Here is a 25,713-nt window from a genome sequence, read left to right on the forward strand (position 1 = left end):
GCATGCCCACGCTGTCGCCGCCGCTCGTTCCGCGTGACGCCAAGGCGTGGCTCGTCGCGCCGGCTTTGCTCTTCATCGTCGCGTTGTTCATCTATCCGTTTGCGTACGGTCTGGTGCTGTCGTTCCGGCCGATGAACGGCGGCGGCCTCTGGGCCAACTATCTGACGTTCTTCACCGACACGTCGATGTGGCCGACGATTCTCGTCACGCTCAAGCTCGCGGTGCCCGCCACGCTGATCAACGTGGGCGTCTCGGTGCCGGTGGCGTTCGCATTGCGCCGGTACTCGCGCTATCAGAAGTTCGTCACGACGCTGCTGGTGATTCCCGTGACGCTCGGCACCGTGTTGATCGCCGACGGCATGCTCACGTACTTCGGCCCGAACGGCTGGTTTCCGCAAGCGCTGCACGGTCTGCATCTCTATGCGCGCGAAGTGCGTTTTACGCATAACTTCTGGGGCGTGCTGATCTCGCTGATAGTGTCGGGTTTTCCGTTTGCGTTTCTGTTGACGCTGTCGTATGTGACCGGCATCGACCCGACGCTCGCGGCCGCGGCGGCGACGCTCGGCGCGAGTCCGTGGCAGCAGTTTCGCCGCATCTATCTGCCGCTGCTGGTGCCGGGCTTGACGATGGCGGCGTGTCTGTCGTTCGTGCAGGCGTTTTCGGTGTTTCCGTCGGCAGTGTTGCTCGGCGCGCCCGCCGGGCCGACACGTGTGATGTCGATTGCCGCCGCCGAAGCCGCATTCGAGAGCTACGACTACTCGCTGGCGTCCGCAATCGCGATGGTGATGGGCTTCGTGCAGTTGCTAGTGGTCGCCGCGCTGCTCGGCGCGCGCCGCTTCTTCTACAGCGGTCCGGCAACCGGAGGCAAAGGCTGATGACGACCGATCATCGCGCGGCGCAGCCTTCGTGGTCGGCGTCGACATCAAAGGATCACGATGACGGCGCGCGCGAGCCGGATAAGCGCGCGGGCCAAACCCGGCAACGCACCAGCGTGCCGGGCCGCATCTGGCGCGTGCTGGTGTGGGGCGCCATGGTGTTCTTCCTCGTCAACGTGGTGCTGCTGATCGCGACCGTCGCAGTCAATTCGGTGGCGACGCGCTGGTTCGGCACCTTGTTGCCGCAAGGCTTCACGCTGCATTGGTATGCGCAGGCATGGAGCGACTTCCAGTTGGCGAGCGTGTTGTGGGTGACCGTCGAAGTGGTCGGCGCAGTCGTGCTGCTGTCGGTCCTGCTCGGCGTGCCGGCGGCGTATGCGCTCGCCCGAGTGCAATTTCCAGGCAAGCGCGTCGCCATGCTGATCTTCCTGTTGCCGCTGATGGTGCCGCCCGTCACCTACGGCATTCCCATGGCGACGGTCATGTACAAGGTCGGCCTCGCCGGCACGCTGAGCGGCGTGATCCTGGCCAATCTCGTGCCGGCACTGCCATTCGTGATTCTCGTGATGACGCCGTTCATCGAACAGATCGATCCGAATCTCGAAGCGGCGGCGCGCATTTTCGGCGCCAACACGTTCCGCTATTTCCGCTACGTGCTGCTGCCGCTGCTCGTGCCCGGCATGCTGGCGGCGGGCTTGCTGGTGCTCGTGCGCACCATCGGCATGTTCGAGCTGACTTTTTTTACCGCGGGCCCGGCGACGCAAACGCTCGTGGTCGCCCTGTACTACGCTGTATTTTCAACCGGCGTGCGCGCGCCGCAATCGATCGATGCGATGGCGATGATCTATATGGCGATCACGCTGATCTGGGTGTTGATTGCACTGCAATTCGTGAGCCCGACGCAGATCGTGTCGCGAGTGAAGGAGCAGAAGCGCTGAAGGAAGCCCTTGCGGGGTACGGCGAAAGACATCGTGGAGCAGACGTTGACGAAGAGAAAGAAACCCGAGGAATTGCGTAGCCACCGCTGGTACGGCGTGAACGATCTGCGTTCGTTCGGCCATCGCTCGCGCACCGCGCAAATGGGCTATGACCGCGAGGAATACGCCGGCAAGCCGGTCATCGCGATTCTCAACACATGGAGTGAGATCAACGCGTGTCACACGCACTTCAAGCAGCGCGTCGAGGAAGTGAAGCGCGGCATCTGGCAGGCCGGCGGCTTTCCGGTCGAACTGCCGGTGCAGACGCTCTCCGAGCCGTTCCAGAAGCCCACCACGATGCTTTACCGCAACTTCCTCGCCATGGAAGCCGAAGAAACGCTGCGCTCCTATCCGGCCGACGGTGTCGTGCTGATGGGCGGTTGCGATAAGACCACGCCGGCTTTGCTGATGGGCGCGATCTCGATGGATTTGCCGGCGATCTTTCTGCCCGCCGGCCCGATGCTGCGCGGAAACTGGAACGGCGTGACGCTCGGTTCCGGTTCCGACGCCTGGAAGTACTGGGCGGAGCTGCGCGCGGGCACGATCACGCAAGACGACTGGCAAGGCATCGAAGGCGGCATTGCGCGCTCGCCGGGGCACTGCATGACCATGGGCACCGCGTCGACCATGACGAGCGCGGCCGAAGCGCTCGGCTTCACGCTGCCCGGTTTCGCGTCGATTCCCGCAGCGGATTCGCGTCATGCGCAAATGGCGGCGAAAACCGGCATGCGTATCGTCGAGATGGTGTGGGAGGATCTCAAGCCCTCCGATCTGCTCACCGCCGGTTCCGTCGACAACGCCGTGACCACCTGCCTCGCGCTGTCCGGTTCGACCAACGCGATCGTGCACATGATCGCGCTCGCGCGCCGCGCCGGCATCGAACTGACGCTCGATCGCTACGACGACATCTCGCGCCACACGCCGGTGCTGGCGAACGTTCGCCCGACCGGCGCGTATCTGATGGAGGACTTTTTCTATGCGGGCGGTTTGCGCGCCTTGCTCGCTGAACTCGGCGAGTTGATCGACCGTTCGCAGAAAACCGTCAACGGCCGCACGCTTGGTGAGAATCTCGAAGGCGCGGAGATTTTCAATGACGACGTGATCCGCCGGCGTGACAGGCCGCTGTTGCCCAATAGCGGCCTCGCGGTGCTACGCGGCAATATCGCGCCGGACGGTGCCGTGATCAAACCCGGCGCCGCTGAGCCGCACCTGCTCGTGCATACGGGTCGCGCAGTGGTGTTCAAGGATTACAACGACATGGCCGCGCGCATCGACGACGAAGCGCTCGACATCGACGAAAACTGTGTGATCGTGCTTCAGCATGCCGGGCCGGTCGGCGCTCCGGGTATGCCTGAATGGGGCCAATTACCCATACCGCGGAAGTTGCTGCAAAAAGGGGTGCGCGACATGGTGCGCATATCGGATGCGCGGATGAGCGGGACGAGCTACGGCGCGTGCGTGTTGCATGTCGCGCCCGAGTCGTTCATCGGCGGACCGTTTGCGCTGGTCGAAAGCGGCGACATGATCGAGCTCGACGTGCCGCGACGCAAACTCAACCTGCTGGTGAGGGACGAGGAACTCGCGCGCCGCAAGGAAACGTGGGTCAAGCCGGCGCCGCGTTTCACGCGCGGCTACGGCGCGATGCATCAGGTGCACGTGATGCAAGCGAATCAAGGTTGCGATTTCGATTTCCTGCAACGCGGCGGCGCGCATGCGGCCCCGGATGCGGACGCCACGGGCGAGCCGGAGATTCACTGAGTCAACGAGGGACGTCGAGAGCGTGACGCAGCCGCCGCAGAGTGGCGAAACACTGGGAGAGGGCGCGATGCGGCTCGACCGCATCGCGTGAATCCTTCACTTCAATATCCTACGCGATACACGCGGCCGGTCTGCGCGCCTTCCACGCTGCGCAGATAGGCCATCGCCGCGCGCTGCCCCGTCACCGGCTCGAAGCCGCGGAAGTAGGGCGCATAAGCGTCCATTGCTTCGGTGAGCACGGTCGGGCTCACCACGTTGATGCGAATGCCGCGCGGCAACTCGATCGCCGCGCCGCGCACGAAACCTTCGAGTGCCAGATTGACGGTGGTCGCGCTCGCGCCTTGCAGGATCGGCTCGTCGCCGATGATGCCGCTCGTCAGCGTGAACGAGCCGCCGTCGTTCACGTATTGCTGAGCCGCGAGCACCACGTTGATCTGGCCCATCAGCTTGTCGCGCAGGCCGACCCAGAACTGCTCGATGCTCATGTCGGGCAGCGGACCGAAATGCACCTTGCCGGTCGTGGTGACGACGCCGTCCACTTTGCCGATCTCGCGAAAGAGCCGCTCGACGCTCGCCGGGTCGGTGCTGTCGACGTGGTACTGCCCACGCGTCGCGCCCACTTCGATCACTTCATGGCGCGCCTTCAGTTCCGCGCTCACCGCCTGGCCCAGCGTGCCGGTGGCGCCGATCACGACGATCTTTTTCATCTACTGCTCCGTTGAGGGTTGATGTGCAGTCGATTCTGCCCGTGTTCGTCAGAAGGAAACAGTCTGCGCGACGCGTAGGTCCTGCAACCCTGAGTTTCTAATCGAAGAAAAAGCGCGCACCGCGAATCAAACGGTGCGCGCTTCGCAATACACTGATTAATCGGGGCCTGCGTCTGAATTCAAACACGGACCAAATCAGGACGCAGCGCAAATGTTTATTTCACCCGATGTAATTCGATCAGCCGGGTCGGGCGTAAATGATTAAGGGCGTAATGGATACGGCCGCGCTCCTGACGGCTGCCAACCGGTCGCGGATCGTCGTATAGATGATCCGCCGAATATGCGCCCTGCGGCGCGACCATGCCTTTGTCGATCACCGTGCAGCCCGGCTCGAGCGCCAGCAGCAGATGATTGCCGCCAACCCGGCTGTCGAAGCCGGCCATGCCGTCGTGCGCCTCGGGCACGCTGTTCGTGAGGGTCGCATTGCTCGTGGTGATCTCGTCTGGCGAGATCGGGCTGTGGCCCGCTATGCGCGCGGCTTCGAGATTCTTGCCGTCGGTGTCGACGGTGCTGTCGTGGGTGCGGTCGTTGTGCAGTTCCGTCGAACTCGGGCCGTGAGTGGCCGCCGGCTGGTTCGCGTCTGCTGGCTTGTTGATATCGCTGTTCATCATGCGTTCTCCTTGAAGAGGACATGGTGTGACATGCAGCAAAACCCGTTCCGCCTCGCACAAACCCTGATTCACCTGTTTTCACTGCGCTTTGTCCGCAGTTGCATGCGTAGTTGTATGCGCAGTTGCAAGTGAGGTATTCGGCTGGCGATTGCGTCCGGGATTCTTTTCGTTTTTTTTAATGGACGCGTATTTTCTACAGAGTATGATCTTACTCCGACGAGCGAAGCGCGGTTAAATTGAAGACATTCGGTCCGGCTATTTCTTCATGGCCGGCAGCACCGTCTGCGCGCCACTCAAAACATTTTACGGGGCCGTCAGGGCGGGTGACACATGCACTTCGATGCTGCATTCACACATCGCGGCTATTTGTTAAATTGCGCGCCGGCACGCGCGGTCGATGGCACTTGGCAACCTTACGTAGTCATCTCCCGCTCGAGCGACGGCGAACTGGTCGCCAACCGTTTTTTCCCCACCGACTTGCGCTTTCGTGACGAAGCGGCCGCCATTGCTCATGCGCGCGATTGGGCCGTGCGCTGGATCGATGCGAGCAGCGTGACCATCTGAGCGCCTCCGGCGTGCCATGCCGCGTATGGCACGCCGTCGCGCGGTGCTGCGCGAGCCTCGGCAAAACGCGGTAATCTCTCGGCATAATCACTTCGAAGCCTGCTCATCGCACGGCGCTGTCCTTTTATGCCTAACGTGCCTTCCCATAACTGGGGCCTCGAACAGATCGTCGCCGACTTGCGCGCGTCGCGTGAAGAATTGCATCGCACGCGGCATCCGCTCGGCATTCGCGAACTGCCGTCGCGCGAAGCGGTGATCAACATCGTCGCCGGCCTGCGCGCGGCGCTGTTTCCCACGCACTACGGCGCGCCCGATCTGACTGACGAAACCGTCGACTATTACGTCGGCCATACGCTTGAAAGTACGTTGCGGCTGCTGGCGGAACAGATTCGCCGCGCCCTGCGTTTTTTGCCGGAGTTCGGTGAAACACCCGATGCGGATTTGCAAGCGCGCGCGTTCGACGTCGCGCGTGAATTCGGCACGCAATTGCCGGGCATTCGCGCGCTGCTGGTCAGCGACATTCAGGCGGCTTTCACCGGTGATCCGGCTGCGCAGCACATCACCGAAATTCTGCTTTGCTATCCGGGCGTATGGGCGATGACGCATCATCGGCTCGCGCACGCGCTGCATCGCCTGGGCGTGCCGTTGCTGGCGCGTTTCATCAACGAAATCGCGCACTCGGCAACCGGCATCGACATTCACCCCGGCGCGACGATTGGGCCGAGCTTCTTTATCGACCACGGCACGGGTGTCGTGATCGGCGAGACCGCGATCATCGGCGAGCGCGTGCGCGTGTATCAGGCCGTGACGCTCGGCGCGAAGAGTTTCGCCGCGGATCTCGACGGTACGCTCGTCAAAGGCAACGCACGCCATCCGATCGTCGAGGACGACGTCGTGATCTATGCCGGCGCGACGATTCTCGGGCGCGTGACGATCGGTCGCGGCTCGGTGATCGGCGGCAACGTGTGGCTCACGCACAGCGTGCCGCCGGGCAGCAGCGTGTCGCAAGGCAAGATCCGCGAAGGCGAGCGGTCCGACGAGGGGCGGCAGTGATGCGCGGCTTCGTTCGCGCGTGCTCGCGTGTTTCGATGCGCAAACCTCCTATCAGCTGCTGAGCGATAACCATGCCGCGCGGCCGCGTTCACATGCCTCGCTGCGCGATTGCCGGCGTCGAAGCGACGGTGGCCGAAACTGCGCATGCGTTTCCGCGCCATTCGCACGACCGCTTCGGCATCGGTGTGATCCTCAGCGGCGGGCACCGGTCGGCGAGCGGACGCGGACTCGTCGAAGCGCGCGCCAACGACGCGATCATGGTCAATCCCGGCGAAGTCCACGACGGCAGTCCGCTCGATGAGCGCGGGCGCACGTGGCGCATGTTGTATTTCGAACCGTCGATGTTCGTCACCGCCGCGAGTGAACTGACCGGCGCGGCGGCGCGCGAGCTCGAACTCACGCAGCCGGTGGCGCACGATCCTTTGCTGAAGCGTTTGTTCGAGCGGCTCTTCAGCGTCGCGGTGGAAGTGCCTTTCGTGCCGGACGATCTGGCGCGCGAGGAGGCGTTGCTCGAACTGCTCGGGCATCTTGTGCGCGTGCATGCGACGCGGCCGATACGCTCATCGTCGACTGATGCGTTGGGTCCGATTGCGCAAGCGAAAGCACGCATCGACGACGATCCTTCCTCTGCGCTCACACTGGCGGATCTCGCCGCCGATGCCGGCATGAGCCGTTTTCAGTTGCTGCGTGGCTTCGCGCATGAAATGGGTCTGCCGCCGCACGCGTACAGAATGCAGCGTCGCGTGGTGCTCGCGAGGCAATGGATCGCGCGGGGCGCGACGCTTGCCGATGCAGCCGCCGCAGCGGGCTTTGCCGATCAGAGTCACATGACGCGCGCGTTCGTGCGCTTACTCGGTGTGACGCCGGCGAACTACGCGGCCGCGCTGCGGTGATGTTTATCCGATTCGCAAATGCTGCAGCAAAGCTGTGCCATGCACGCCGTGCAACCAGACGTGTTGCCCGATAAACCACGCCGCCGCCCACGAAGCCGCCACGACGATCAGATCGCAGTGCCCGCTATTCCAGAGATTCAACGAATGCCGGCCGGCAATCCACGGTACGCCTAATGGATTCGGCCAGTCAGCGAACAGATGCATCAGACCGCCGCAGGCAAATCCGAACGCCGGCGCGGCATACACGGAATGCCCGAGCCAGTGGTACGACACCGCGAGCAACGCGAGCCATCCCACGCCCCAATGCGTGAGCGTGCGATGCGTGATCCACAGACGCCGCGCGCGCGACCACCACGCGACTTCGAGCCAGTCCGGCGCCGTGCTGCCAATCACACCCGTGATGAAACTCAACACCACGCCGAGATGAAACGAACCGCCGCCGCCGATGCGCGCGACGATCGCCGCCGCGATGACGCCGGCTGCAAAACCGGTAGCGTGATGTGCTTTGCTGGATGCCATCGAAACTCGCGGCAGAGCGCCGCATCAAGAACAAAGGGCGGCCATGTTCGCAGATGAGCGGATAAAAAAATAGCCGACACGCGAGTTAAAAAAATCGCGCGTCGGCGTAGCCTTCAAAACGCAAGCGTGCGACCGAAGCTCAGGTCGCGCAGCGTGCAATATCGAAGCGCATTTCCGGTTCCGGCGGATCGTCTGGCGCGTTCGCGGGATGCATCACCTTGATGACCGAGCCGGTGTTCGACGGCGTCAGCGTCACGAAATACGAGTTGTTCGAATCCGAGCCGACGGCGATCTCCGTCGCGCCGCCGACGCGCGACATACGCACGCGTGACAACCGGCTTTCGAGGCAATCGGCGATATAGGCAGGCGCGCGTTGCGACGACACGTACATCATCGGCAGGGACGCGTCGCGCGCTGGGCCGCTGGAAGAACCGCAACCGGCAAGCGCGGCGAGCGCGGCAGCAGCGGGGGCAAGCAGGAGAAGTCTTTTCATGGTCTGGTCGTCGGCGTCCCCGGTCGTACGCGGGAACTTGGGGCGCGGGCGAAGCGCAACGCGATAGAGCGCAACGTCATGCTTCGCGACGAAGCCGCCGTTCAACCGCAAGGACATCGCAACGTTGCGGCAAGGAAGGCAACTGCGTTCAGTATACCCACCGGGTGTGCGCGTCGTCACTATCCACAGCCGTCGGCATTGTGTCCAAACGTAAGGGCTATAAAAAACCCGCGGCGTGATCGTGTCACGCGCGGGTTGTCCGCGAAGCGAATCGATACATTCGCTGCGCACGTACCACCTGAAAATACTTAGAAGCGATGACGCAGGCCGACTGCCGCTGCGAGCTGATTGCCGTTCGACGACGGTGCGAGGGTGTTGATCGCCGCGACGTTCGAGCCGAAGTTGCCGAGCTCGCCCGACGCATGCTGATACACGCCTTCCACGTACACGTCGGTACGCTTGCTCAGCGAGTAGTCGCCTTGCAGCGACACCGTGTGCCACTTCGGATCGCCCGAACCGTTCGAGCCGGACATCTTGCCGTCCGTGAACGTGTACGACGCCGCGAGGCTCAGTGCCGGCGTCAGTGCATAGCGGCCGTTCACTTCGTAGTTGTCCAGGTGCAGGTTGGTGCCGGCGACACCGGGCAGCGTCGTGCCGCCGACGTCGACGCCGGTAATGCCGTCGAGTTGTGTGTGCGTATAGACGAAGCCGACCGTTGCCGGGCCATACGTGTAGTTGATGCCCGCGCCATACGTGCGCTGCAGATCGGCTGCGACCGCCGCGGTGCCGTCGCCTTGCGACACGGCGCCGCTCAGGTTCGAGCTGCCCGACTTGTTCAGTTGCAGGTAAGCGGCGGCAACGCTCAACGGACCGTTGTCATACGAAGCGCCGACGCTCCATGCACGGTTGTTGGAGAAATCACCGGCCGAATTGCTGAAGCCATACAGGCCGCCGAACTTCAGGCCCGCGTAGTTCGCGCTCGTGTACTTGACGGCGTTCTTGATCGAGAACGAGTTATCGAGGTTGTCGTTGTCGAACGGGTGAGCCGCGAGGTTGTTGCCGTAGCCCGCGCCGGCTTCGGACAGCGGCGCCAGGTAGTCGACCACGGAATCGTATTGACGGCCGAGCGTCAGCGCACCGTACTGATCGCTCTTCAGACCGACGAAAGCCTGACGGTTGAACATCGTGTTGCTTTCCGTGTCCTGACCGTTATTCAGGTTGAAGCCGTTCTCCAACGTGAAGATCGCATGCAGGCCGCCGCCGAGGTCTTCACTGCCGCGCAGGCCGAAGTAGGTGTTCGACACCGAGCCGCTGCCTTGTTGCCAGTTGCTATGGCCGCCCTGGTTGTTCGAGTAGACGAGACCGGCGTCCAGCGTGCCGTACAAGGTCACGCTGCTCTGTGCATGGGCGCTGATGGCAACCGCGCCCAGGAGGCCTGCTGCGATGAGGGTTTTTTTCATGGTTAGATAACTCCGAAACAGTGCATGGGGAATCGCATTCCAGTGCTCACCGCCGATTGCGCCGGCGGGCTGACGATCCGCTGCGAAGTGTATTCCTGCTATTCCTATCTTTAATCGCATATGACACAACAATGAATTCTCGAATCCGTAATGGTGAATACGGAATTGTCTAAGTGCGGGTAAATAAAGAAAAAATCTGTTCGGCTATGAATTCATGGATGCCGTGTCAATGGCGTGTTGTTGCCTGATCGCGACGAATCGCCACAAGCCATGAGCAGTAAGGATTAGCGTCTATTTCGAGATATTTCGTCGATTTATTCTATTTCCTGCAATGCACTCTTCCAATTCGCGGGATCTATTACGATGAATTACGGTTCTACAATTCGTCTTGCCCCTTGACCAAGGGTGTATTTTTCATCTTTATACGCGGCCTTCGGGCCGCTTTTTTTATGATTTTTTATAATCGGTTTATAAGTTCCCGCGAATAAGGAAATAGATTATTTCGATTGGCGATGCGCTCGCCGTGGCTTGTCCGTTCGTCAGAGGGCCCGTATCCGCCGAGTGCGAGGCGGGTAGAATTGCGCGCTTGAGATGTGTTTCCGCCCCCGCGAACGTGAGTGAACCTGTAATGACCGATACACCCCTTCCATCGTCCGACACCGCTGAAGATCTCACGACGGAAGGCTCGTCCGAACTGGGCGAGACCGTGCACGAAGCACGCCTGTGGCGCGACGACGGCTGGACCGCGCGCGTCATCAAGAATGAAGACGACGAAGGCTGGGCCGTCGAAATGATCAAGGACGGCGAAGCGGAACCCGCGCTCGTCGGTCCGTGGACGATGGGCCGCAACAAGAAGGATCCGAAGCCGCTGGACACCTCGGCGTTCAACACGCTGGTGAAGACCGCGTCTGAAGTGCTGCGGCGCCACGAGCAGCAACTGCGCGCGCAACTCCATAAGGAAGTGCGAGTGGCGAGCGCGGACGGCAACGACGAACTCGACATCACGCTCGACATCGTTCCCGACGAAGACGAACCGTATGCGTTGTTGACCGCGCTCGACACGTTCGGCGAGCAGCTCGCGCAAGTGCAGGTCGCGCCCAACTTCAAGCTCAGCAAGGCGAGCGCCGCGGCGTGGGTCGAGAACGAGTTTCGCCGTCCAGGTTAAAGATCGGTTCCGCTCGCGGCCTGCGACAGGCTCCGGGGCTGGCCAGGCTGTCTCCCCAACGGCCTGAACAAAATATTACTAAAACCTGTCAATATGCTTTCACATTCGCTTCATAGAATCCTCGCGTCATAGCGGCGCGAGCGTGAACCATGTGGTTTTGGGTCTGAGTGCGTGCCGGCTGTGCATCCGCCCACGCTACCCAAACACTGGATCACGACAACATGGCAGAGCCGCTCGACCTTTCCCGCCGCAAGGCCCTGAAACTCCTCGTGGGCGCGCCGATGCTGCCGCTCGGCGGGCTCGCCACGGCTTCGATGCTGACCGCTTGCGGGGGCAGCGACGAACTGGCGACGCCGGTCAAACCGGTCGCGAACTTCGTCTCCGCGGCATTCGCGAGCATGGCCGCGCCGACGCTGGCCGACCCCGCCGCCATGGCGAAGACCACGGTCGCCTCGACTTTGACCGTGCAACTGAGCGACGGCAGCAGCCGCGCGTTCAAGCTGGCGTATCAGCCGTTCTTCGTCACCGGCGACAGCGTGCCGAACGTGAAGGGCGGCACGATCCTCGCGGGCGGCTATTTCGACATCAACAATCAGCCGATCGTCGATAAATCGGTGGCGGGCAAAGAGCGCCAGTTCTACTCGGATTGCCCGGACGGCAGCTCGCTGATCCGCCTCGACAATCCGGCGGTGAAGGGCCTCAAGGGCAACGCCGTGTTCGCCGTCGTGCAGTTTGAATACGCGACCCGCGATCAGAGTCTGGTGTCGATGTACGGCCAACTGCCGTCGCCGATCGCCGTGCTCACGCTCGATCAGGATCCGGCCACCGGCAAGCTCACGCTGGCGGGGTATTCGAACGTCGATACATCGAAGGCGCACGGTTTGTGGATCACCTGCGGCGCGAGCCTGTCGCCGTGGAATACGCATCTGTCGAGCGAGGAGTATGAGCCGGACGCCACCACGATTGCCGGCAACAGCCAGTTCAAGGGCTTCAGCCGTAGCCTGTATGGCGATGAAACCACCGCGAACCCGTATCACTACGGGCATCTGCCGGAAGTCACCGTCAATCCGGATGGCACAGGCACGATCAAAAAGCACTACTGCCTCGGCCGCATTTCGCACGAGCTGATTCAGGTGATGCCGGACAAGCGCACCGTGCTGATGGGCGACGACGCGACCAACGGCGGCCTGTTCATGTTCATCGCGGATCGCGAAGCCGATCTGTCGGCGGGCACGCTGTACGTCGCGAAGTGGACGCAAGTGTCCGCGAGCGGCGCGGGCGCGGCGACGCTGTCGTGGATCAACCTGGGCCACGCGACCAGCGACGAAATCGAGGCGCTCGCCAACCAGTTGCGCGCGAGCGACATCATGGACGTCGCGACCAAAGACCCGCTCGATCCGGCCTACACGAAGATCAACTACAACGGCACCTTCAACTGGGTGCGCATCAAGCCCGGCATGATCCAGGCGGCGACGTTCCTCGAGACGCATCGCTACGCGGCGCTGGCCGGCGGCAGCATGGGCTTCACGAAACTCGAAGGCACGACGGTCAATATCAAGGACAAGGTGCTGTATTCGGCGATGTCGCGCATCGAGAAGTCGATGGTGCGCGGCAATGCGGCATCCACCGACGTGGCCGTCGACAAGACCATCAACGCCGGCGCGGTCTACGCGCTGAACATGAAGGGCGGCCAGCGCGACCGCAGCGGCACCGCGATCAACAGCGAATGGGTGCCGGTCGACATGGCCGCGCCGGCGGCGCTGGTCGGCGAGGATCTGTCAGCGGCCGATGCGCTCGGCAACACCGCTAACCCCGAGCGGATTGCGAACCCGGACAACCTGAAGTTCTCGGAGAAGCTGCGCACGCTCTTTATCGGCGAAGACAGCGGCATGCACGTGAACAACTTCCTGTGGGCGTACAACGTCGACACGAAGACGCTCGCGCGCGTGCTCTCGTGTCCGGCGGGCGCCGAGTCGACGGGCCTGCACGCCGTCGACGAAATCAATGGCTGGACTTACGTGATGAGCAACTTTCAGCACGTCGGCGATTGGGAAAGTCCGTTGCACGACAAGATCAAATCGACGCTCGATCCGCTCGTGCGGGCGAACTACAAGGACCGGTTCGGGGCGACGGTGGGATATCTGACGGCGGATCCGGCGGGGATCAAGTTGTAAAAAGGGTGTGAGTGGGATCGGCCTGCCGCGCGCGTGATGGCGTGTCGGTCAGGCCGCGCACAGGAACGCCGAAACCCGGCGTCCCTCTCTTCGGCCGGCCCGTTCCCGCAAGCATGGTGACCGCGCGCCGCCTCAACTCCGCTTACAAAAAATCGCCGTAATAAGCGGCGCTACGCGGTGCACGATCGCCGTGCTGCCGGTGCCGGCAATCGCGTTCCGAACCTTGGCTTCGCTGCCGAACACCACGACACCGTAGGCCGAACGTGCGACCGGCTCGCCGTCGCCGACGCGGAACATGGGATCGTCTTTTTCGTAGCCGACCACCGCGAACACGCGAAAGCCGTATGCGGTCAGATCCGCGCCGGAGGTCGGCGAGAAGGCATTGATCGAATTGCTCTCCACGCGCGTGGGCTTCGGGTCGATCATCTGTTGCTCCGCAAGGTCGGCAATGAACTGATGGCCGCTTTCATTGCAGGCGAGCGGCGCGTCGAGCGCGGTGGCGTAACTGGCGAGCGGCAGCGCGGCGGCCACCAGAGCAAGGAGTACAGACGAAAGAAAGCGTTTCATAAGCGTGGACGGCCACCCGATTCGATGTAGTGTGTTCGCAACGGGCGGTGGCGTGATCTCGAGACCCGAAAAGACGTTGCGCATCGACGTGATCCCCTTGAGGGCAGGCGCAACTGGTTTGCACTTTATCGCGATTCGGCAAATCTTGCTTTACAGTCAGCACAGATCGGCAACGCGCGGAGGGTAAAGAAACGTACAGTAAGAAAGCAATCTTTTGCGATCCCGTATATATTTCCGGGTTATGAATTCGCGACCCCAACCTCCAATTAACGTTCCGCCGCCCAGAACATGGGACGCGCGGCTCGCCCGCCGGCTCGTGACTCCGCTCGTGAACACGTGGGTCACGCCGAACCATCTGACCACGCTGCGCCTGCTGATCGGGCTGGCAGGCGCGCTCTGCCTTGCTCACGGCGAATTCGCGTGGGTCAACGCCGGCGCCTTCCTGATCGTGCTGTCGAATTTTGTCGACCATACGGACGGCGAACTCGCGCGAATCGGCGGGAAGTCGAGCCGGATCGGTCATTTTTACGACCTCGCTTGCGATGCCCTTGTCACCGTCATGTTGTTCGTCGGCATGGGCGTGGGAGCGGGCGCCACGCACATCGCCGGATTGAGGGTCGCGCCGGGTGTGCTCGGCGGCGTGGCCGGCGTGGCGATCGCGCTGATTTTCTTCCTGCGCATGCGCATCGAGGAAATGGCCGGCAAGGCGGGCACGAAGCAGGCATCCGTCGGCGGTTTCGAAACTGAGGACGTCTTGTATCTGCTGCCGATCGTCACGTTGACGAGCGTCGTGCTGCCCTTCGTCGTGGTGGCGTCGATCGGCGCGCCGCTTTTCGCTGTTTGGGTGGTGATTGACTACTGGCGCGTTGCGCGCCGTGCCGCTACCCCGGCGGCCGCTGCCGCCGGCAAGACCGAAACTAGTCAAATGTGGGCCAGCGAATGAGTACGCAGGCCGAAAACGACGTGATCGCGTCCGCTCCGGTCGGACGTACGCCGGCTGCCTCGCCCGCACCGAATGCCGACCGCGCGGTCGCGAGCCGCACGCGCGCGTTCGACAACCCGCGTCTGCGCAAGGATTTCGCGGAGCAGGGCGCGTTTCTTTATCTGGAAGACTTTCTCGCGCCCGAAGTCACGGCGCAGCTCGTCCACAGCGCGCGTTCGCTGCTCGACGAGGTGAACCGCAACTATCTGCCGGGTCACAAGCAGGGCGGCAGCGTCAGCCGTCATACGATCGACCGCCTCGCGCCGTTCGTCGCCGAGCTGTACCGCTCGAAGGAATTGATCGGCTGGCTGGAGCAACTGAGCGGCGACAAGCTGCAGCTCTCGCCCGCCGACGATCCGCATGCGTACGCGCTGTATTACTACACGCGGCCGGGCGACCATATCGGCTGGCACTACGATACTTCGTACTATGACGGCCGCCGTTACACGCTGCTGCTCGGCGTGATCGACGAATCGTCTTGCCGGCTCGACTACGAGCTCCACACGCGCAATCCGGATATCGCGGATCAGCCGGGCTCGGTGCAGATTCCGCCGGGCGGCCTCGTGTTTTTCGACGGCGACAAGCTGCGCCATCGCATCACGCCCGCTGGCGCGAACGAAATGCGCGTCTCGCTCACTTTCGAGTACGTGACGGATCCGAACATGCGGCCGTGGCGTCGTTTCATCTCGAACATGAAGGACGCGATTGCGTACTTCGGCTTCCGCCAGGTGTTTCGTCAGATTACCCAACGCGGGAAGGACCGCGCATGAGCCGCGCGGCCCTGATTCTGCTGTCGATCGGGACGGCGCTGTTTGTCGGCCTGCTCGCGTGGCAGGGTTTCGGCACGGTCGCCTCGACGCTGCTCGCGGCCGGCTGGGGACTCGCGCTCGTCGCGGCGTTTCACCTCGTGCCGCTGATTCTCGATGCCGGCGCGATCTCGGTGCTGTTTCATCCTCGTCGTGACGGCGTGCATCATGATCTGACCTTGCGCGACGCGCTGTTCGCGCGTTGGATCGGCGAGTCGGTGAATAGCCTGTTGCCGGCCGGCCAGATCGGCGGCCCGGTCGTGATGGTGCGGCAACTGTCCCAGCGTGGCATGCGCATGCGCGATGCGGCTGCCGCGATCACGGTCAGCACGACCGCGCAGGCGCTCGCGCAAATTCTCTTCGCATTGGGCGGGCTGTTGCTGTTCGGCGCTTATGCCGCGCACGGCGCGCTGCACGATTTGCAGACCGCGACGTTGATCGCCACCGGCGTGCTAGGCGCGATGATCGTCGGGTTCTACTATGCACAGCGGCGCGGTCTGTTCGGCCGCTTGCTCGGTGTGGTCTCGAAGCTTTTCGGCAAGCGCGACTGGTCTTCGTTGATGACGCGTGCCGAAGCCGTCGATGCCGCCGTGCAGGCCATGTACCGCGAGCGCGGCCGCGTGGCGGCGAGCTTCCTGATGAGCCTGCTGGGCTGGATCGTCGGCACGGTGGAGGTGTGGCTCGCGCTGCGCTTTCTCGGTCATCCGGTCGATTGGGTCGACGCCCTGTTGCTCGAAAGCCTGGGGCAAGCGATTCGCGGCGCGGCGTTCATGATTCCCGGTTCGCTCGGCGTGCAGGAAGGCGGCTATCTGCTGCTCGCGCCGCTGGTGGGTTTGCCGCCGGACGCGGCCTTGGCGTTGTCGCTCGCCAAGCGCGCCCGCGAAATCCTGCTAGGCTTGCCGGGTCTGCTGGTTTTGCACTTCAGCGAACGAAGCTGGCAACGGCGCCGCGCGACAGGGCGCGTGCCGGTTGTCGATTAAACTCCGTATTTTTTCAAAGGACCGCGCATGCGTGCCATCATCCTCGCAGCGGGCCTCGGCCTGCGTCTCCAGCAACCGCCGGAAGCTCAGTTCCCGAAGTGTCTGTTGCAATTCGACGGCATGAGCCTGCTCGAACGGCATCTGCAAATGCTCGAAACCGCCGGCGTGACGGAAGTCGTGCTGGCGCTCGGCTTTCAGCCGGAATCGGTGCAGGCGGAACTGGAGCGCATCAACTGGCCGCACAAGGTGGAAACGGTGCTGAACACGCGTTACGACCTGGGCAGCGTGCTGACGGTGCACACGGTGGCCGAGGCGCTGACGCGCGGCGGCGACGTGCTGTTGATGGACGCCGACGTGCTCTACGACGAGCGCATTCTGGCTGCTCTGGTGGCGGGTGAGACGGTCAACCGCCTGTTGATCGACCGTGATTTCGAAGCCGGCGACGAACCCGTCAAGCTGTGTCTGAAAGACGGCGTGCCGGTCGAGTTGCGCAAGCAGCTCGCCGTCAATCTCGAGTACGACACCATCGGCGAATCGGTCGGGTTCTTCCGCTTCCGTCAGGAAACCGCGCAGCGCTTTGCGCAGATCGTGGCCGGCTACGTGGACAGCGACCGGGCCAACATGCCGCACGAAGAAGCGGTACGCGATCTGCTGCTTGAGCGCAGCCAGGTGTTCGATACCGCCGACGTGACCGGCGCACCCTGGATCGAAATCGACTTCCCGAACGACGTGGCTCGCGCGAGCACCGAGATCCTGCCGCAGTTGCAGCCGCTGGTCAGCGCATCGCGCTAAGCAGTTCGTCTGCCTCTTCGCTGACGTATCGAAGGTTGAGCCGGCTGAATGCCGGCTCAACCTTTTTGTGCTTATCCCTCGAACATTTGCATCGCCCGGTGCTTCGTTGCACGCTCAACCATCGCGCGTGCGAAAAGACCTCGCGCAACAACATCTGTTGCCGATGCGATGCCATAATCGACGCTTTACACCGACGGCCTTGCAACCCGTCGCCTTGCCAATGCCTCTCGCTTTAGGCACTTTCATTGTTCCGCTGATCGTCGCGTGTGCGATGTTCATGGAAAACGTGGACGGCACGGTCATCGTGACGTCGCTGCCGGTTCTGGCGCGCGATCTCGGCCAGGATCCCATCACCCTCAAGCTCGCCGTGACGGCGTATGTCATCGGCCTCGGCGTCTTCATTCCTATCTGCGGTTGGGTCGCTGACCGCTTCGGCTCGCGCACGGTATTTCGCACGGCCATCGGCGTCTTCATGGCCGGCTCGCTGATGTGCGCGGCTTCCACGTCGCTCGGCACGTTCGTGGTTGCGCGCTTCGTGCAAGGCCTCGGCGGCGCGATGATGGTGCCGGTGGGCCGCATCATCATTTTCCGTTCGGTGCCGAAGTCCGACTTCATTCGCGCGGTCAACTATCTGACGGTGCCGGCTTTGCTTGGACCGGTGGTCGGGCCGCCGCTGGGCGGCTTCATCACGACCTATCTGCATTGGCGTCTGATCTTTTTCATCAACATTCCAATTGGCCTGCTCGGCATCTGGCTCGCGAACAAACACATTGCCAACGTGCGCGAAGCGCATCCGGGCCGGCTCGACTGGACTGGTTTCTTTTTGTCCGCGAGCGGAGCGTCGCTGTTCATGCTGGGGCTTTCGCTGGTGGGCGGCGAGTTGGTGTCGAACACGGTGTCGGTCGGCATGTGCGTGATCGGCGTGGTGTTGCTGACGTTGTACATGCTGTACGCGAGTCGCGTCGAACTGCCTGTGCTCGATCTGCGACTGCTGCGCATCCCGAGTTTTCACGCGAGCGTGGTGGGCGGCTCGCTGTTTCGTGTCGGTCTCGGCGCCGTGCCGTTTTTGTTGCCGCTCGCATTGCAGGAAGGGCTCGGCATGACGGCGTTCAAGTCGGGGTCGATCACGTGCGCGTCCGCGTTCGGCTCGATCTTCATGAAGGCGGCCGCGTCGCGCATTCTCGAGCGCTTCGGTTTCCGCACCGTGCTGATGTTCAACGCGGGCTGTGCGGGCCTCGCCATCGCGGTCTACGGTCTGTTCTTTCCCGGCACGCCGCATTGGCTGATCTGGTGTGTCGTGCTGTTCGGCGGCTTCTTTCCGTCGCTGCAGTTCACCTCGTTGAATACCTTGGCATACGCGGATATTCCGAGCCGCGACGTGGGCCGCGCGACGAGCGTCGCGAGCGTGATCCAGCAGATTTCGTTGGGGCTCGGTGTGACGATCGCGGGTATCGTGCTGCAGATTTCGCACAACGTGCAGGGTCATTCGACCATTGTGTTCTCCGATTTCTGGCCGGCTTTTCTCGTGGTCGGTCTGTTCTCGTTCATGTCGATTCCCATCACCGCGCGACTGCCGCACGGCGCCGGCGATGAGATTGCGCGCGGCAGTCGCGGGCGGGCGTAAGCGCAATACGTGGTGCGCCATGGTCTGCGGCATGTGGCTAAATGCCTCTGTCTCGGGCGTTTTTGACAAGCGTTTTTGCATGCCGTCGAACCGGTGTTTTTGTGTGCCGCAACATAGACCCTACGACATCTAGCGGCTTCGCAAGCGAGCAGTTCACATGTTATAAACCTCCAAGACATCTGTATTCATCGGATAAAAGTCGTCTTGGGGGATAGGCAATGAAGTTGTTCCGCAACGTTAAATCGTCGGCAAGCGGATTCGCGCTGGTCGCACTCGTCTCTGTCTCAACCGGGTTTCTCGAGGCCACGCCCGCACTCGCGAAACCGCCCGCGAAAGCTCAACCAGCCGTACTCACCGCGTCCGCGATCGCGGTCGCGGACAAGTTCAGCGCCGACGCCGCCGAGCAGATCTTCAAGGAAGGCGGCAACGCGGTCGACGCGGCCGTAGCGATCGCCTTCACGCTTGCCGTGACGTATCCGGAAGCGGGCAACATCGGCGGCGGCGGTTTCATGACGCTCTATGTCGACGGCAAGCCGTACTTTCTCGACTACCGCGAGCGCGCTCCGCTGGCCGCGACCAAGAACATGTATCTCGACGACAAGGGCGAGGTCATCAAAGGCATGAGCCTGTTCGGCTACCGTGCAGTGGGCGTGCCGGGCACCGTCGACGGCATGTGGCAGGCGCAGCGCCGCTTCGGCAAGCTCAAGTGGAAGCAGGTGCTCGCACCGGCCATCCACTATGCGCGCGATGGTTTCGAGGTCAGCCAGCAATTGCAGGAACGCCGTGACGATGCCGCGAAAGACTTCGCCGGCAAGACCAACTTTGATACCTACTTCGGCAATCTGAAGCAGGGCGTCAACTTCAAGCAGCCGGATCTGGCTGCTGTGTTGCAGCGCATTTCGGATCAAGGCGCCAAAGATTTCTATCAGGGCAAGACGGCTGACCTGATCGCGGCGTCCATGCGCGGTCACGGCCTGATCACCAAGGCCGATCTGCAACAGTACAAAGCAGTGTGGCGTCAGCCGATCCAGGCCGACTGGAACGGCTATCGCGTCTACACCGCGCCGCCTCCGAGCTCGGGCGGTATCGGTCTCGTGCAACTGCTGAAAATGAAGGCCGACATTGCGCCCGACTTCAAGGACGTCACGCTCAATTCCGCGCAATACGTGCATCTGATCGCGGAAATCGAAAAGCGCGTATTCGCCGACCGCGCGCAGTACCTCGGCGATCCTGACTTCTACAAGGTGCCGGTCGCTCAATTGACCGACGACGCGTATATCGCCAAGCGCGCCGCCGAAGTGAATCCGAACACGCCGTCGGACACGAAGAGCATTCAGGCCGGCCTCGGCACGTCGATGCCGGAGAAAGCGGAAACCACGCACTTCTCGGTGATCGACAAGTGGGGTAACGCCGTGTCGAACACGTACACCATCAACGGCTATTTCGGTTCGGGCGTGGTGGCGGATCGCACGGGCATCGTGCTGAACGACGAGATGGACGACTTCTCCGCGAAGCCGGGCGTCGCGAACATGTTCGGCGTGGTGGGCAGCGACGCGAACTCGATCGAACCGAAGAAGCGGCCGCTCTCCTCGATGAGCCCGACGATCCTCACGAAGGACGGCAAGGTGTCGCTCGTGATCGGCACGCCGGGCGGCTCGCGCATCTTCACGTCGATCTTCCAGGTGATCAACAACGTCTACGACTACAACATGCCGCTGCAGCAGGCTGTCGCCGAGATGCGCTTCCATCATCAGCTGTTGCCGCCGAACACGATCTTTTGGGAGCCGTACAAGCCGATCGAGGGTGAACTCGCCAAGCAGATCGAAGCCAAGGGCTACACGCTGAAGGGGCAGGATTTCAGCGGCGATATCCAGGCGATCAAGGTCAACGGCGATACACCGGAAGCCGCGGCCGATCCGCGCGGCCGTGGTGTGACGCGCGTGATCCAGTAAGCGTTTTTGCAGGGAATTGGGCGGCGCGTCTTGAAATGAGATGCGCCGCTGGTTAATAAAAAGCCTCGCGTTTGACTGAACGCGAGGCTTTTTATTTGTGGGCGAGGGCGTGCTGGCTAACGTTGCTTCAGCTAGCCTGCTCGACCGGCGTCAACGTCAATTCGAGCCGCTGCGCGCCGCGCAACACCGTCACGTTGACGGGTCTGTCGATCCGCGATGCGTCGAGCGTGCGCTGCAAACTGTCCACGTCCTGCACGGCCTGCGTATCGATCGCGATGATCGTATCGTCGGTGCGCAGACCGCCGAGCGCGGCCGGGCTGCCTTTGACGATCTCCATGACATGCACGCCGCTTTCCGAGTTCAAGCGGAAGTAGCGCTGCACACGGCGCGACAGCGGCCTGGTGGTGCCCGCCACGCCGATATACGCGCGCCGCACGCGGCCATGCGCGAAGATCTGCATGATGACCCACTTGGCGGTGTCGATGGCCGTGGCAAAGCAGATGGCCTGCGCGCCGGGAATGATCGCGGTATTCACGCCGATCACCTGGCCCGCCGAATTGATCAGCGGACCACCCGAATTGCCGGGATTGAGTGCGGCGTCGGTCTGGATCACGTCGTAGATCATGCGGCCCGAGTTCGAGCGCAGCGAGCGGCCGAGCGCCGACACCACGCCCGTCGTGACGGTTTGCGCGAGGCCGAGCGGATTGCCGACCGCGATCGCAATCTGCCCGACGCGCAGCTTCGACGACTCGCCGAGTTCGACATGCGGCAAGGGCTCCGGCGAGCCGATCCGCAAAACGGCCAGATCGCTGCCGGGATCGTCGCCGACCAGATCGGCGTCGAATTTCGCGCCGTCGGCGAGCGTCACGGTGATATGGGTGGCGCCGTGCACGACATGGCTATTGGTGAGCAGATAACCGTCGGGCGTGAACAGAAAGCCCGAGCCGGTGCCGCCGCGCGAGCCGCGTGCGCGGCCGGACGGCTCGCCGGGCAGGCGGCGTTCGACGGCAATGAAAGCGACGGCTTGCTGAACGCGTTCCAGCGCGCCGATCACGGTGCGGGAGTAGGCGTCGAGCAGGGCGTCGTCGGATAAAGGATTGAGTGTCTCGGGCCCGGGGGCGTCGGATGCGGCGCGCGACAGGTCATCGACGAAGCGTGGGCGGCTTCCCATGGCGATGCTCCGGATAAACGGAATGGCAGATGCGGGGCGTCGCGTAGGTTTTCAAGTGCCTGCGAGGCGCGCCGCGGCGGCGCGGCCTGTGAGACACTTTCCGGATTAAGCCAGCGCATGCGAGCACCGCGGCCAACGGCACGGCATGCACCGTGCTGGGCACGTGAGACTCGCGCCATGCCAAGGAGACAGCCGCCATGAACTCACCCGCCACGTCAGCCTCGCCGACCGGGGCCGCCGAACCGCAAATCGAATCGATCAGCGCCATCACACTGGCCACCCGCGATATGCCGCGCGCCGTGCTGTTTTATGAAGCTCTCGGCTTTCCGATGAAATTCGGCGGTCCGCAGGAGGCATTTACATCGTTTGCGTTCGGCGGTTCGTATCTGAACCTGATCGTCGATACGCGCGCGCCGGTCGCCTGGTGGGGCCGCGTGATCATCTATGTGTCCGACGTCGACGCGATCTACCGCAAAGCGCTGGCGGCGGGGCTGAAGCCGTCGCTCGAGCCGTCCGATGCGCCGTGGGGCGAGCGCTATTTCCACATCACCGATCCTGACGGCCACGAAATCAGCTTCGCGAAACCGCTGAACTCGTGACGTCAGCGCCGGGCGGCCCGACAAAACTCGCTATCATGGACATCGACCGGGCGCGCGCGCCGCACTGGTAACACGGCTGACACCTGCCGCTTCGATAATCGAACGCGTCCGCGTCGCGTTTGCCGCCGCGCGCCTAACCATTTCCGTTGCCAGGAGAGCCGCAATGAAAGAGCTGGATCCGAGACCCGAGGCCGAATTGATGGCCGAGCGGCAGCGCCGTTTCGAAGAGGACCTGATCGACGCGTACGACGAGGAACTCGAGATGGAGGTCGACGACCGCATCATCGACGGCGCGGACGGCTTCACGCCCGAGCATCGCGAGGCGCGCAAGATGTACTTCCGCGAGCTGTTCCGGTTGCAGGGCGAACTCGTCAAATTGCAGGACTGGATCGTGCAGACCGGCCATCGCCTCGTGGTGATTTTCGAAGGGCGCGATGCGGCCGGCAAGGGTGGCGCGATCAAACGCATCACGCAGCGGCTCAATCCGCGCGTGTGCCGCGTGGCGGCGCTGCCGGCGCCGAATAACCGCGAACGCACGCAATGGTATTTCCAGCGCTACGTGTCGCATCTGCCGGCCGGCGGCGAAATGGTGCTGTTCGATCGCAGCTGGTACAACCGCGCGGGCGTCGAGCGCGTGATGAATTTTTGCAGCGACGAAGAATACGAAGAGTTCTTCCGTTCGGTGCCGGAATTCGAAAAGATGCTGGCGCGCAGCGGCGTGCAGATTCTCAAGTACTGGTTTTCGATTACCGACGAAGAACAGGAAATCCGCTTTCAGAACCGCATTCACGACCCGCTTAAGCAGTGGAAGCTGAGTCCCATGGACCTCGAAAGCCGCCGCCGCTGGGAAGCCTATACGCAGGCCAAGGAAGTGATGCTGCAGCGCTCGCACATTCCTGAAGCGCCGTGGTGGGTCGTGCAGGCGGTCGACAAGAAGCGCGCGCGCCTGAACTGCATTCACCATTTGCTGAGCCAGGTGCCGTATCACGAGATCGAGCATTCGACTATCGAATTGCCCGCGCGTGTCTATCACGACGAATACAGCCGCCAGCCGGTGCCGGCGTCGATGATCGTGCCTGAGCTGTATTGATCGATCAGCGTACCGGTCGATGAAATAAAAAAAGCGCGGCCGCGAGCCGCGCTTTTTTATGCCGTTCCCGGAGGCGGCGACCGGTTGAGGAACTGGCCGCCGCGGAGGCTTAAAACACCGCCCGGAACACCCAGTACAAGCCAGCCGCCAGCGCGATGGAAACCGGTAGCGTCAGCACCCAGGCGAGAATCAGGCTGCGCACCGTGCCCCATTGCAGGCCGGAACCGTTAGCCGCCATCGTGCCCGCCACGCCCGAAGAGAGCACGTGCGTCGTGGAAACCGGCAGGCCGTACATGTCGGCTGCGCCGATCGTCAGCATCGCCACCAGTTCAGCCGACGCACCTTGTCCGTACGTCAAATGCTGTTTGCCGATCTTCTCGCCGACCGTCACGACGATGCGCTTCCATCCCACCATCGTGCCGAGACCGAGGGCGATCGCCACCGCGACCTTGACCCAAGTCGGAATGAACTTGGTGGCGTGATCGGTTTGCGCCTTGAAGTTGCCGATCGCCTTGGCGTCCTCCGGCGAGAAGGCCGGCTGCTTGTTTTTGGCCATCAGGCGGATCGCTTCCGAGACCACGTACATGTTGTTGCGCACGTTGTCGACGATATTTTGCGGCACCGCAGCCATCGAGCCCGACGAGCTGACCTGGCCGGCAATGATGTCGGTCAGTTGTTGCAGCGCCGGCAACGTGGCGGGCGTCAATTGATGCGTGCGCACGTAGGCTTCGACATCGGCGCGCGGATTGGCCGAAGGCGTGGCGCCCTGGGTGTATTTGGCGAGCGTCGCCGAGGTTTCATGCGCGACGGCGAGGAAGGTTTGCGTTTCTGCCGGCGTTACCGCCTTGTTCAGTGCGTACGCCGTCGGCACCGTGCCGATCAGGATCAGCATGATGAGGCCCATGCCTTTCTGGCCGTCGTTCGAGCCGTGCGCGAACGAGACGCCCGTGCAGGTCAGGATCAGCAGGCTGCGGATCCAGAACGGCGGCGGCTCCTTGCCCTTCGGTTCGGCATACAGCGCGGGAATGCGCACCACGGCTTTCAGGATCAGCAGCAGCAAACCTGCCGCGAGAAAGCCGACCAGCGGCGAGAACAGCAAGGACTTGCCGACGCCGAGCGCCTGATTCCAGTCCACGCCGCTCGTGCCGTCGGTGCCGTGCATCAGTTGGTTCATCAGGCCGACGCCGATGATCGAGCCGATCAGCGTATGCGAGCTCGACGACGGCAGTCCGAACCACCACGTGCCGAGATTCCAGATGATCGCGGCGATCAGCAAGGCGAAGACCATCGCGAAACCGGCGCTGCTGCCGACCTGCAAGATCAGTTCGACGGGCAGCAGTTGCAGAATGCCGAAGGCGACCGCGCCGCTCGACGTCAGCACGCCGAGAAAATTCCAGCCGCCTGACCACACCACAGCCAGGTTCGGCGCGAGCGAATGCGTGTAGATCACGGTTGCAACCGCGTTCGCCGTGTCGTGAAAGCCGTTGACAAACTCAAAACCCAGCGCGATCAGAAGCGCAATGCCGAGCAGCAGGTAAGGCATTACCGAGCTTTCGCGAACGGGTTGCAGATCGTCCATTAAGTGCACGGCGCAATAAACCGCACCGACCAGTATCACGGCAAGGAAAATGATGAGGCTGATGTTGCGCCCCTTTCCGCTAGCAGTGCCTGGCTGTGGATACGAAAGTTCCGGCATGACGTGAGCCCCAAAAGTTTGTCGCGGAGTTTCCGATCCTGCGGGGCGTGTGTGTCGTAATGATGACAGTTGCGTGACGCACATGCGGGATGCGGCGGCGCGCGGCCACTGGCTGCGCGCCGCTTCGATGTACGGTTTCCTGGTG

24 protein-coding genes are annotated in these 25,713 nt (G+C 62.7%); 16 read left to right on the forward strand and 8 right to left on the reverse strand.

The genetic code is table 11. The features are described 5' to 3' along the window. The first annotated feature begins 2 nt into the window (after positions 1-2). Genes P0D80_RS02010 through araD form a run of 3 tightly spaced genes read left to right on the forward strand, consistent with a single transcriptional unit; the run spans position 3 to position 3,610 of the window. Positions 3-875 carry an ABC transporter permease gene (locus P0D80_RS02010; protein WP_408280679.1) on the forward strand — a complete coding sequence of 291 codons (873 nt, stop codon included), beginning with the start codon at positions 3-5 and terminating at the stop codon, positions 873-875. Beyond that, positions 875-1,813 (forward strand): ABC transporter permease, encoded by a 939-nt coding sequence (locus P0D80_RS02015; protein WP_408175222.1) that lies wholly within the window; start codon positions 875-877, stop codon positions 1,811-1,813. Before P0D80_RS02010 ends, P0D80_RS02015 begins: the two co-directional genes overlap by 1 nt. A gap of 45 nt (positions 1,814-1,858) precedes the next feature. Next, the gene (gene araD / locus P0D80_RS02020; protein ID WP_408280684.1) at positions 1,859-3,610 is read left to right on the forward strand and encodes an L-arabinonate dehydratase; all 1,752 of its coding nucleotides are present in this window, start codon (positions 1,859-1,861) and stop codon (positions 3,608-3,610) included. Between the two features lie 101 nt (positions 3,611-3,711). On the opposite strand, the gene P0D80_RS02025 is transcribed toward araD, so the two are convergent. Together P0D80_RS02025 and P0D80_RS02030 are read right to left on the reverse strand one after the other, a co-directional pair. Beyond that, a complete protein-coding gene (locus P0D80_RS02025; RefSeq protein ID WP_132378251.1) occupies positions 3,712-4,317 on the reverse strand; it encodes a short chain dehydrogenase in 606 nt (201 codons plus the stop codon). Positions 4,318-4,532: 215 nt separating this feature from the next. Beyond that, positions 4,533-4,985: a DUF3005 domain-containing protein gene (locus tag P0D80_RS02030; protein WP_408175379.1), complete on the reverse strand. Its 453-nt coding sequence runs from the start codon at positions 4,983-4,985 to the stop codon at positions 4,533-4,535. A 333-nt stretch (positions 4,986-5,318) separates the two neighbouring features. On the opposite strand from P0D80_RS02030, the gene P0D80_RS02035 reads away from it, so the two are divergent. The 3 genes from P0D80_RS02035 (at position 5,319) to P0D80_RS02045 (ending at position 7,498) form a co-directional block, all read left to right on the forward strand. Next, a complete protein-coding gene (locus tag P0D80_RS02035) occupies positions 5,319-5,552 on the forward strand; it encodes a hypothetical protein (RefSeq protein WP_132378249.1) in 234 nt (77 codons plus the stop codon). A 126-nt stretch (positions 5,553-5,678) separates the two neighbouring features. Continuing rightward, the gene (gene epsC, locus P0D80_RS02040; RefSeq protein ID WP_132378247.1) at positions 5,679-6,605 is read left to right on the forward strand and encodes a serine O-acetyltransferase EpsC; all 927 of its coding nucleotides are present in this window, start codon (positions 5,679-5,681) and stop codon (positions 6,603-6,605) included. A 71-nt stretch (positions 6,606-6,676) separates the two neighbouring features. Beyond that, complete coding sequence (locus P0D80_RS02045) at positions 6,677-7,498, forward strand: AraC family transcriptional regulator (protein ID WP_408280688.1); 822 nt, start codon at positions 6,677-6,679, stop codon at positions 7,496-7,498. Between the two features lie 3 nt (positions 7,499-7,501). Here P0D80_RS02045 and P0D80_RS02050 read toward each other — a convergent pair whose 3' ends face one another. The 3 genes from P0D80_RS02050 to P0D80_RS02060 all read right to left on the reverse strand — a co-directional run bounded on the left by P0D80_RS02050 (position 7,502) and on the right by P0D80_RS02060 (position 9,970). Continuing rightward, complete coding sequence (locus P0D80_RS02050; protein WP_408280690.1) at positions 7,502-8,017, reverse strand: metal-dependent hydrolase; 516 nt, start codon at positions 8,015-8,017, stop codon at positions 7,502-7,504. 139 nt (positions 8,018-8,156) lie between these two features. Then, positions 8,157-8,627 (reverse strand): hypothetical protein, encoded by a 471-nt coding sequence (locus tag P0D80_RS02055; protein WP_408280693.1) that lies wholly within the window; start codon positions 8,625-8,627, stop codon positions 8,157-8,159. Between the two features lie 191 nt (positions 8,628-8,818). Further along, positions 8,819-9,970, reverse strand: a complete 1,152-nt coding sequence (locus tag P0D80_RS02060; RefSeq protein ID WP_408280695.1) for a porin — start codon at positions 9,968-9,970, stop codon at positions 8,819-8,821. 628 nt (positions 9,971-10,598) lie between these two features. Here P0D80_RS02060 and P0D80_RS02065 point away from each other — a divergent pair. Next, positions 10,599-11,135: a hypothetical protein gene (locus tag P0D80_RS02065; RefSeq protein WP_408280698.1), complete on the forward strand. Its 537-nt coding sequence runs from the start codon at positions 10,599-10,601 to the stop codon at positions 11,133-11,135. Between the two features lie 221 nt (positions 11,136-11,356). Further along, positions 11,357-13,309 carry a PhoX family protein gene (locus tag P0D80_RS02070; RefSeq protein ID WP_408280701.1) on the forward strand — a complete coding sequence of 651 codons (1,953 nt, stop codon included), beginning with the start codon at positions 11,357-11,359 and terminating at the stop codon, positions 13,307-13,309. A 132-nt stretch (positions 13,310-13,441) separates the two neighbouring features. Here the strand turns inward: P0D80_RS02070 and P0D80_RS02075 are convergent, their stop codons facing one another. Further along, positions 13,442-13,876, reverse strand: coding sequence for a hypothetical protein (locus P0D80_RS02075; RefSeq protein ID WP_408175213.1), 435 nt, complete (start codon positions 13,874-13,876; stop codon positions 13,442-13,444). Between the two features lie 241 nt (positions 13,877-14,117). Between P0D80_RS02075 and P0D80_RS02080 the strand changes: the two genes are divergently transcribed. From P0D80_RS02080 to ggt, 6 genes are all read left to right on the forward strand, one after another. After that, positions 14,118-14,819: a CDP-alcohol phosphatidyltransferase family protein gene (locus P0D80_RS02080; protein WP_408175211.1), complete on the forward strand. Its 702-nt coding sequence runs from the start codon at positions 14,118-14,120 to the stop codon at positions 14,817-14,819. Continuing rightward, positions 14,816-15,628 carry a HalD/BesD family halogenase gene (locus P0D80_RS02085; protein ID WP_408280704.1) on the forward strand — a complete coding sequence of 271 codons (813 nt, stop codon included), beginning with the start codon at positions 14,816-14,818 and terminating at the stop codon, positions 15,626-15,628. The genes P0D80_RS02080 and P0D80_RS02085 overlap by 4 nt, the downstream gene beginning before the upstream one ends. Beyond that, entirely contained in the window at positions 15,625-16,644 is a 1,020-nt protein-coding gene (locus tag P0D80_RS02090; RefSeq protein WP_132378230.1) for a lysylphosphatidylglycerol synthase domain-containing protein, read from the forward strand. The genes P0D80_RS02085 and P0D80_RS02090 overlap by 4 nt, the downstream gene beginning before the upstream one ends. Before the next feature lie 27 nt (positions 16,645-16,671). Further along, entirely contained in the window at positions 16,672-17,436 is a 765-nt protein-coding gene (locus P0D80_RS02095) for a phosphocholine cytidylyltransferase family protein (RefSeq protein WP_408175208.1), read from the forward strand. Positions 17,437-17,656: 220 nt separating this feature from the next. Then, a complete protein-coding gene (locus tag P0D80_RS02100; protein WP_408280706.1) occupies positions 17,657-19,060 on the forward strand; it encodes an MFS transporter in 1,404 nt (467 codons plus the stop codon). 218 nt (positions 19,061-19,278) lie between these two features. Beyond that, a complete protein-coding gene (gene ggt, locus P0D80_RS02105) occupies positions 19,279-21,012 on the forward strand; it encodes a gamma-glutamyltransferase (protein WP_408280709.1) in 1,734 nt (577 codons plus the stop codon). A 127-nt stretch (positions 21,013-21,139) separates the two neighbouring features. Here ggt and P0D80_RS02110 read toward each other — a convergent pair whose 3' ends face one another. Beyond that, entirely contained in the window at positions 21,140-22,183 is a 1,044-nt protein-coding gene (locus P0D80_RS02110; RefSeq protein WP_408280714.1) for a S1C family serine protease, read from the reverse strand. Positions 22,184-22,380: 197 nt separating this feature from the next. Between P0D80_RS02110 and P0D80_RS02115 the strand changes: the two genes are divergently transcribed. Both P0D80_RS02115 and ppk2 read left to right on the forward strand, forming a co-directional pair. Further along, positions 22,381-22,782 (forward strand): VOC family protein, encoded by a 402-nt coding sequence (locus tag P0D80_RS02115; protein ID WP_408280718.1) that lies wholly within the window; start codon positions 22,381-22,383, stop codon positions 22,780-22,782. A gap of 163 nt (positions 22,783-22,945) precedes the next feature. Further along, entirely contained in the window at positions 22,946-23,872 is a 927-nt protein-coding gene (gene ppk2 / locus P0D80_RS02120; protein ID WP_408175202.1) for a polyphosphate kinase 2, read from the forward strand. Positions 23,873-23,981: 109 nt separating this feature from the next. On the opposite strand, the gene P0D80_RS02125 is transcribed toward ppk2, so the two are convergent. Further along, positions 23,982-25,568 (reverse strand): inorganic phosphate transporter, encoded by a 1,587-nt coding sequence (locus P0D80_RS02125; protein ID WP_408175201.1) that lies wholly within the window; start codon positions 25,566-25,568, stop codon positions 23,982-23,984. Between the last annotated feature and the right edge of the window lie 145 nt (positions 25,569-25,713).

Origin of the sequence: Paraburkholderia sp. RL17-373-BIF-A (assembly GCF_046030175.1) — a bacterium.
Lineage (GTDB): Bacteria > Pseudomonadota > Gammaproteobacteria > Burkholderiales > Burkholderiaceae > Paraburkholderia.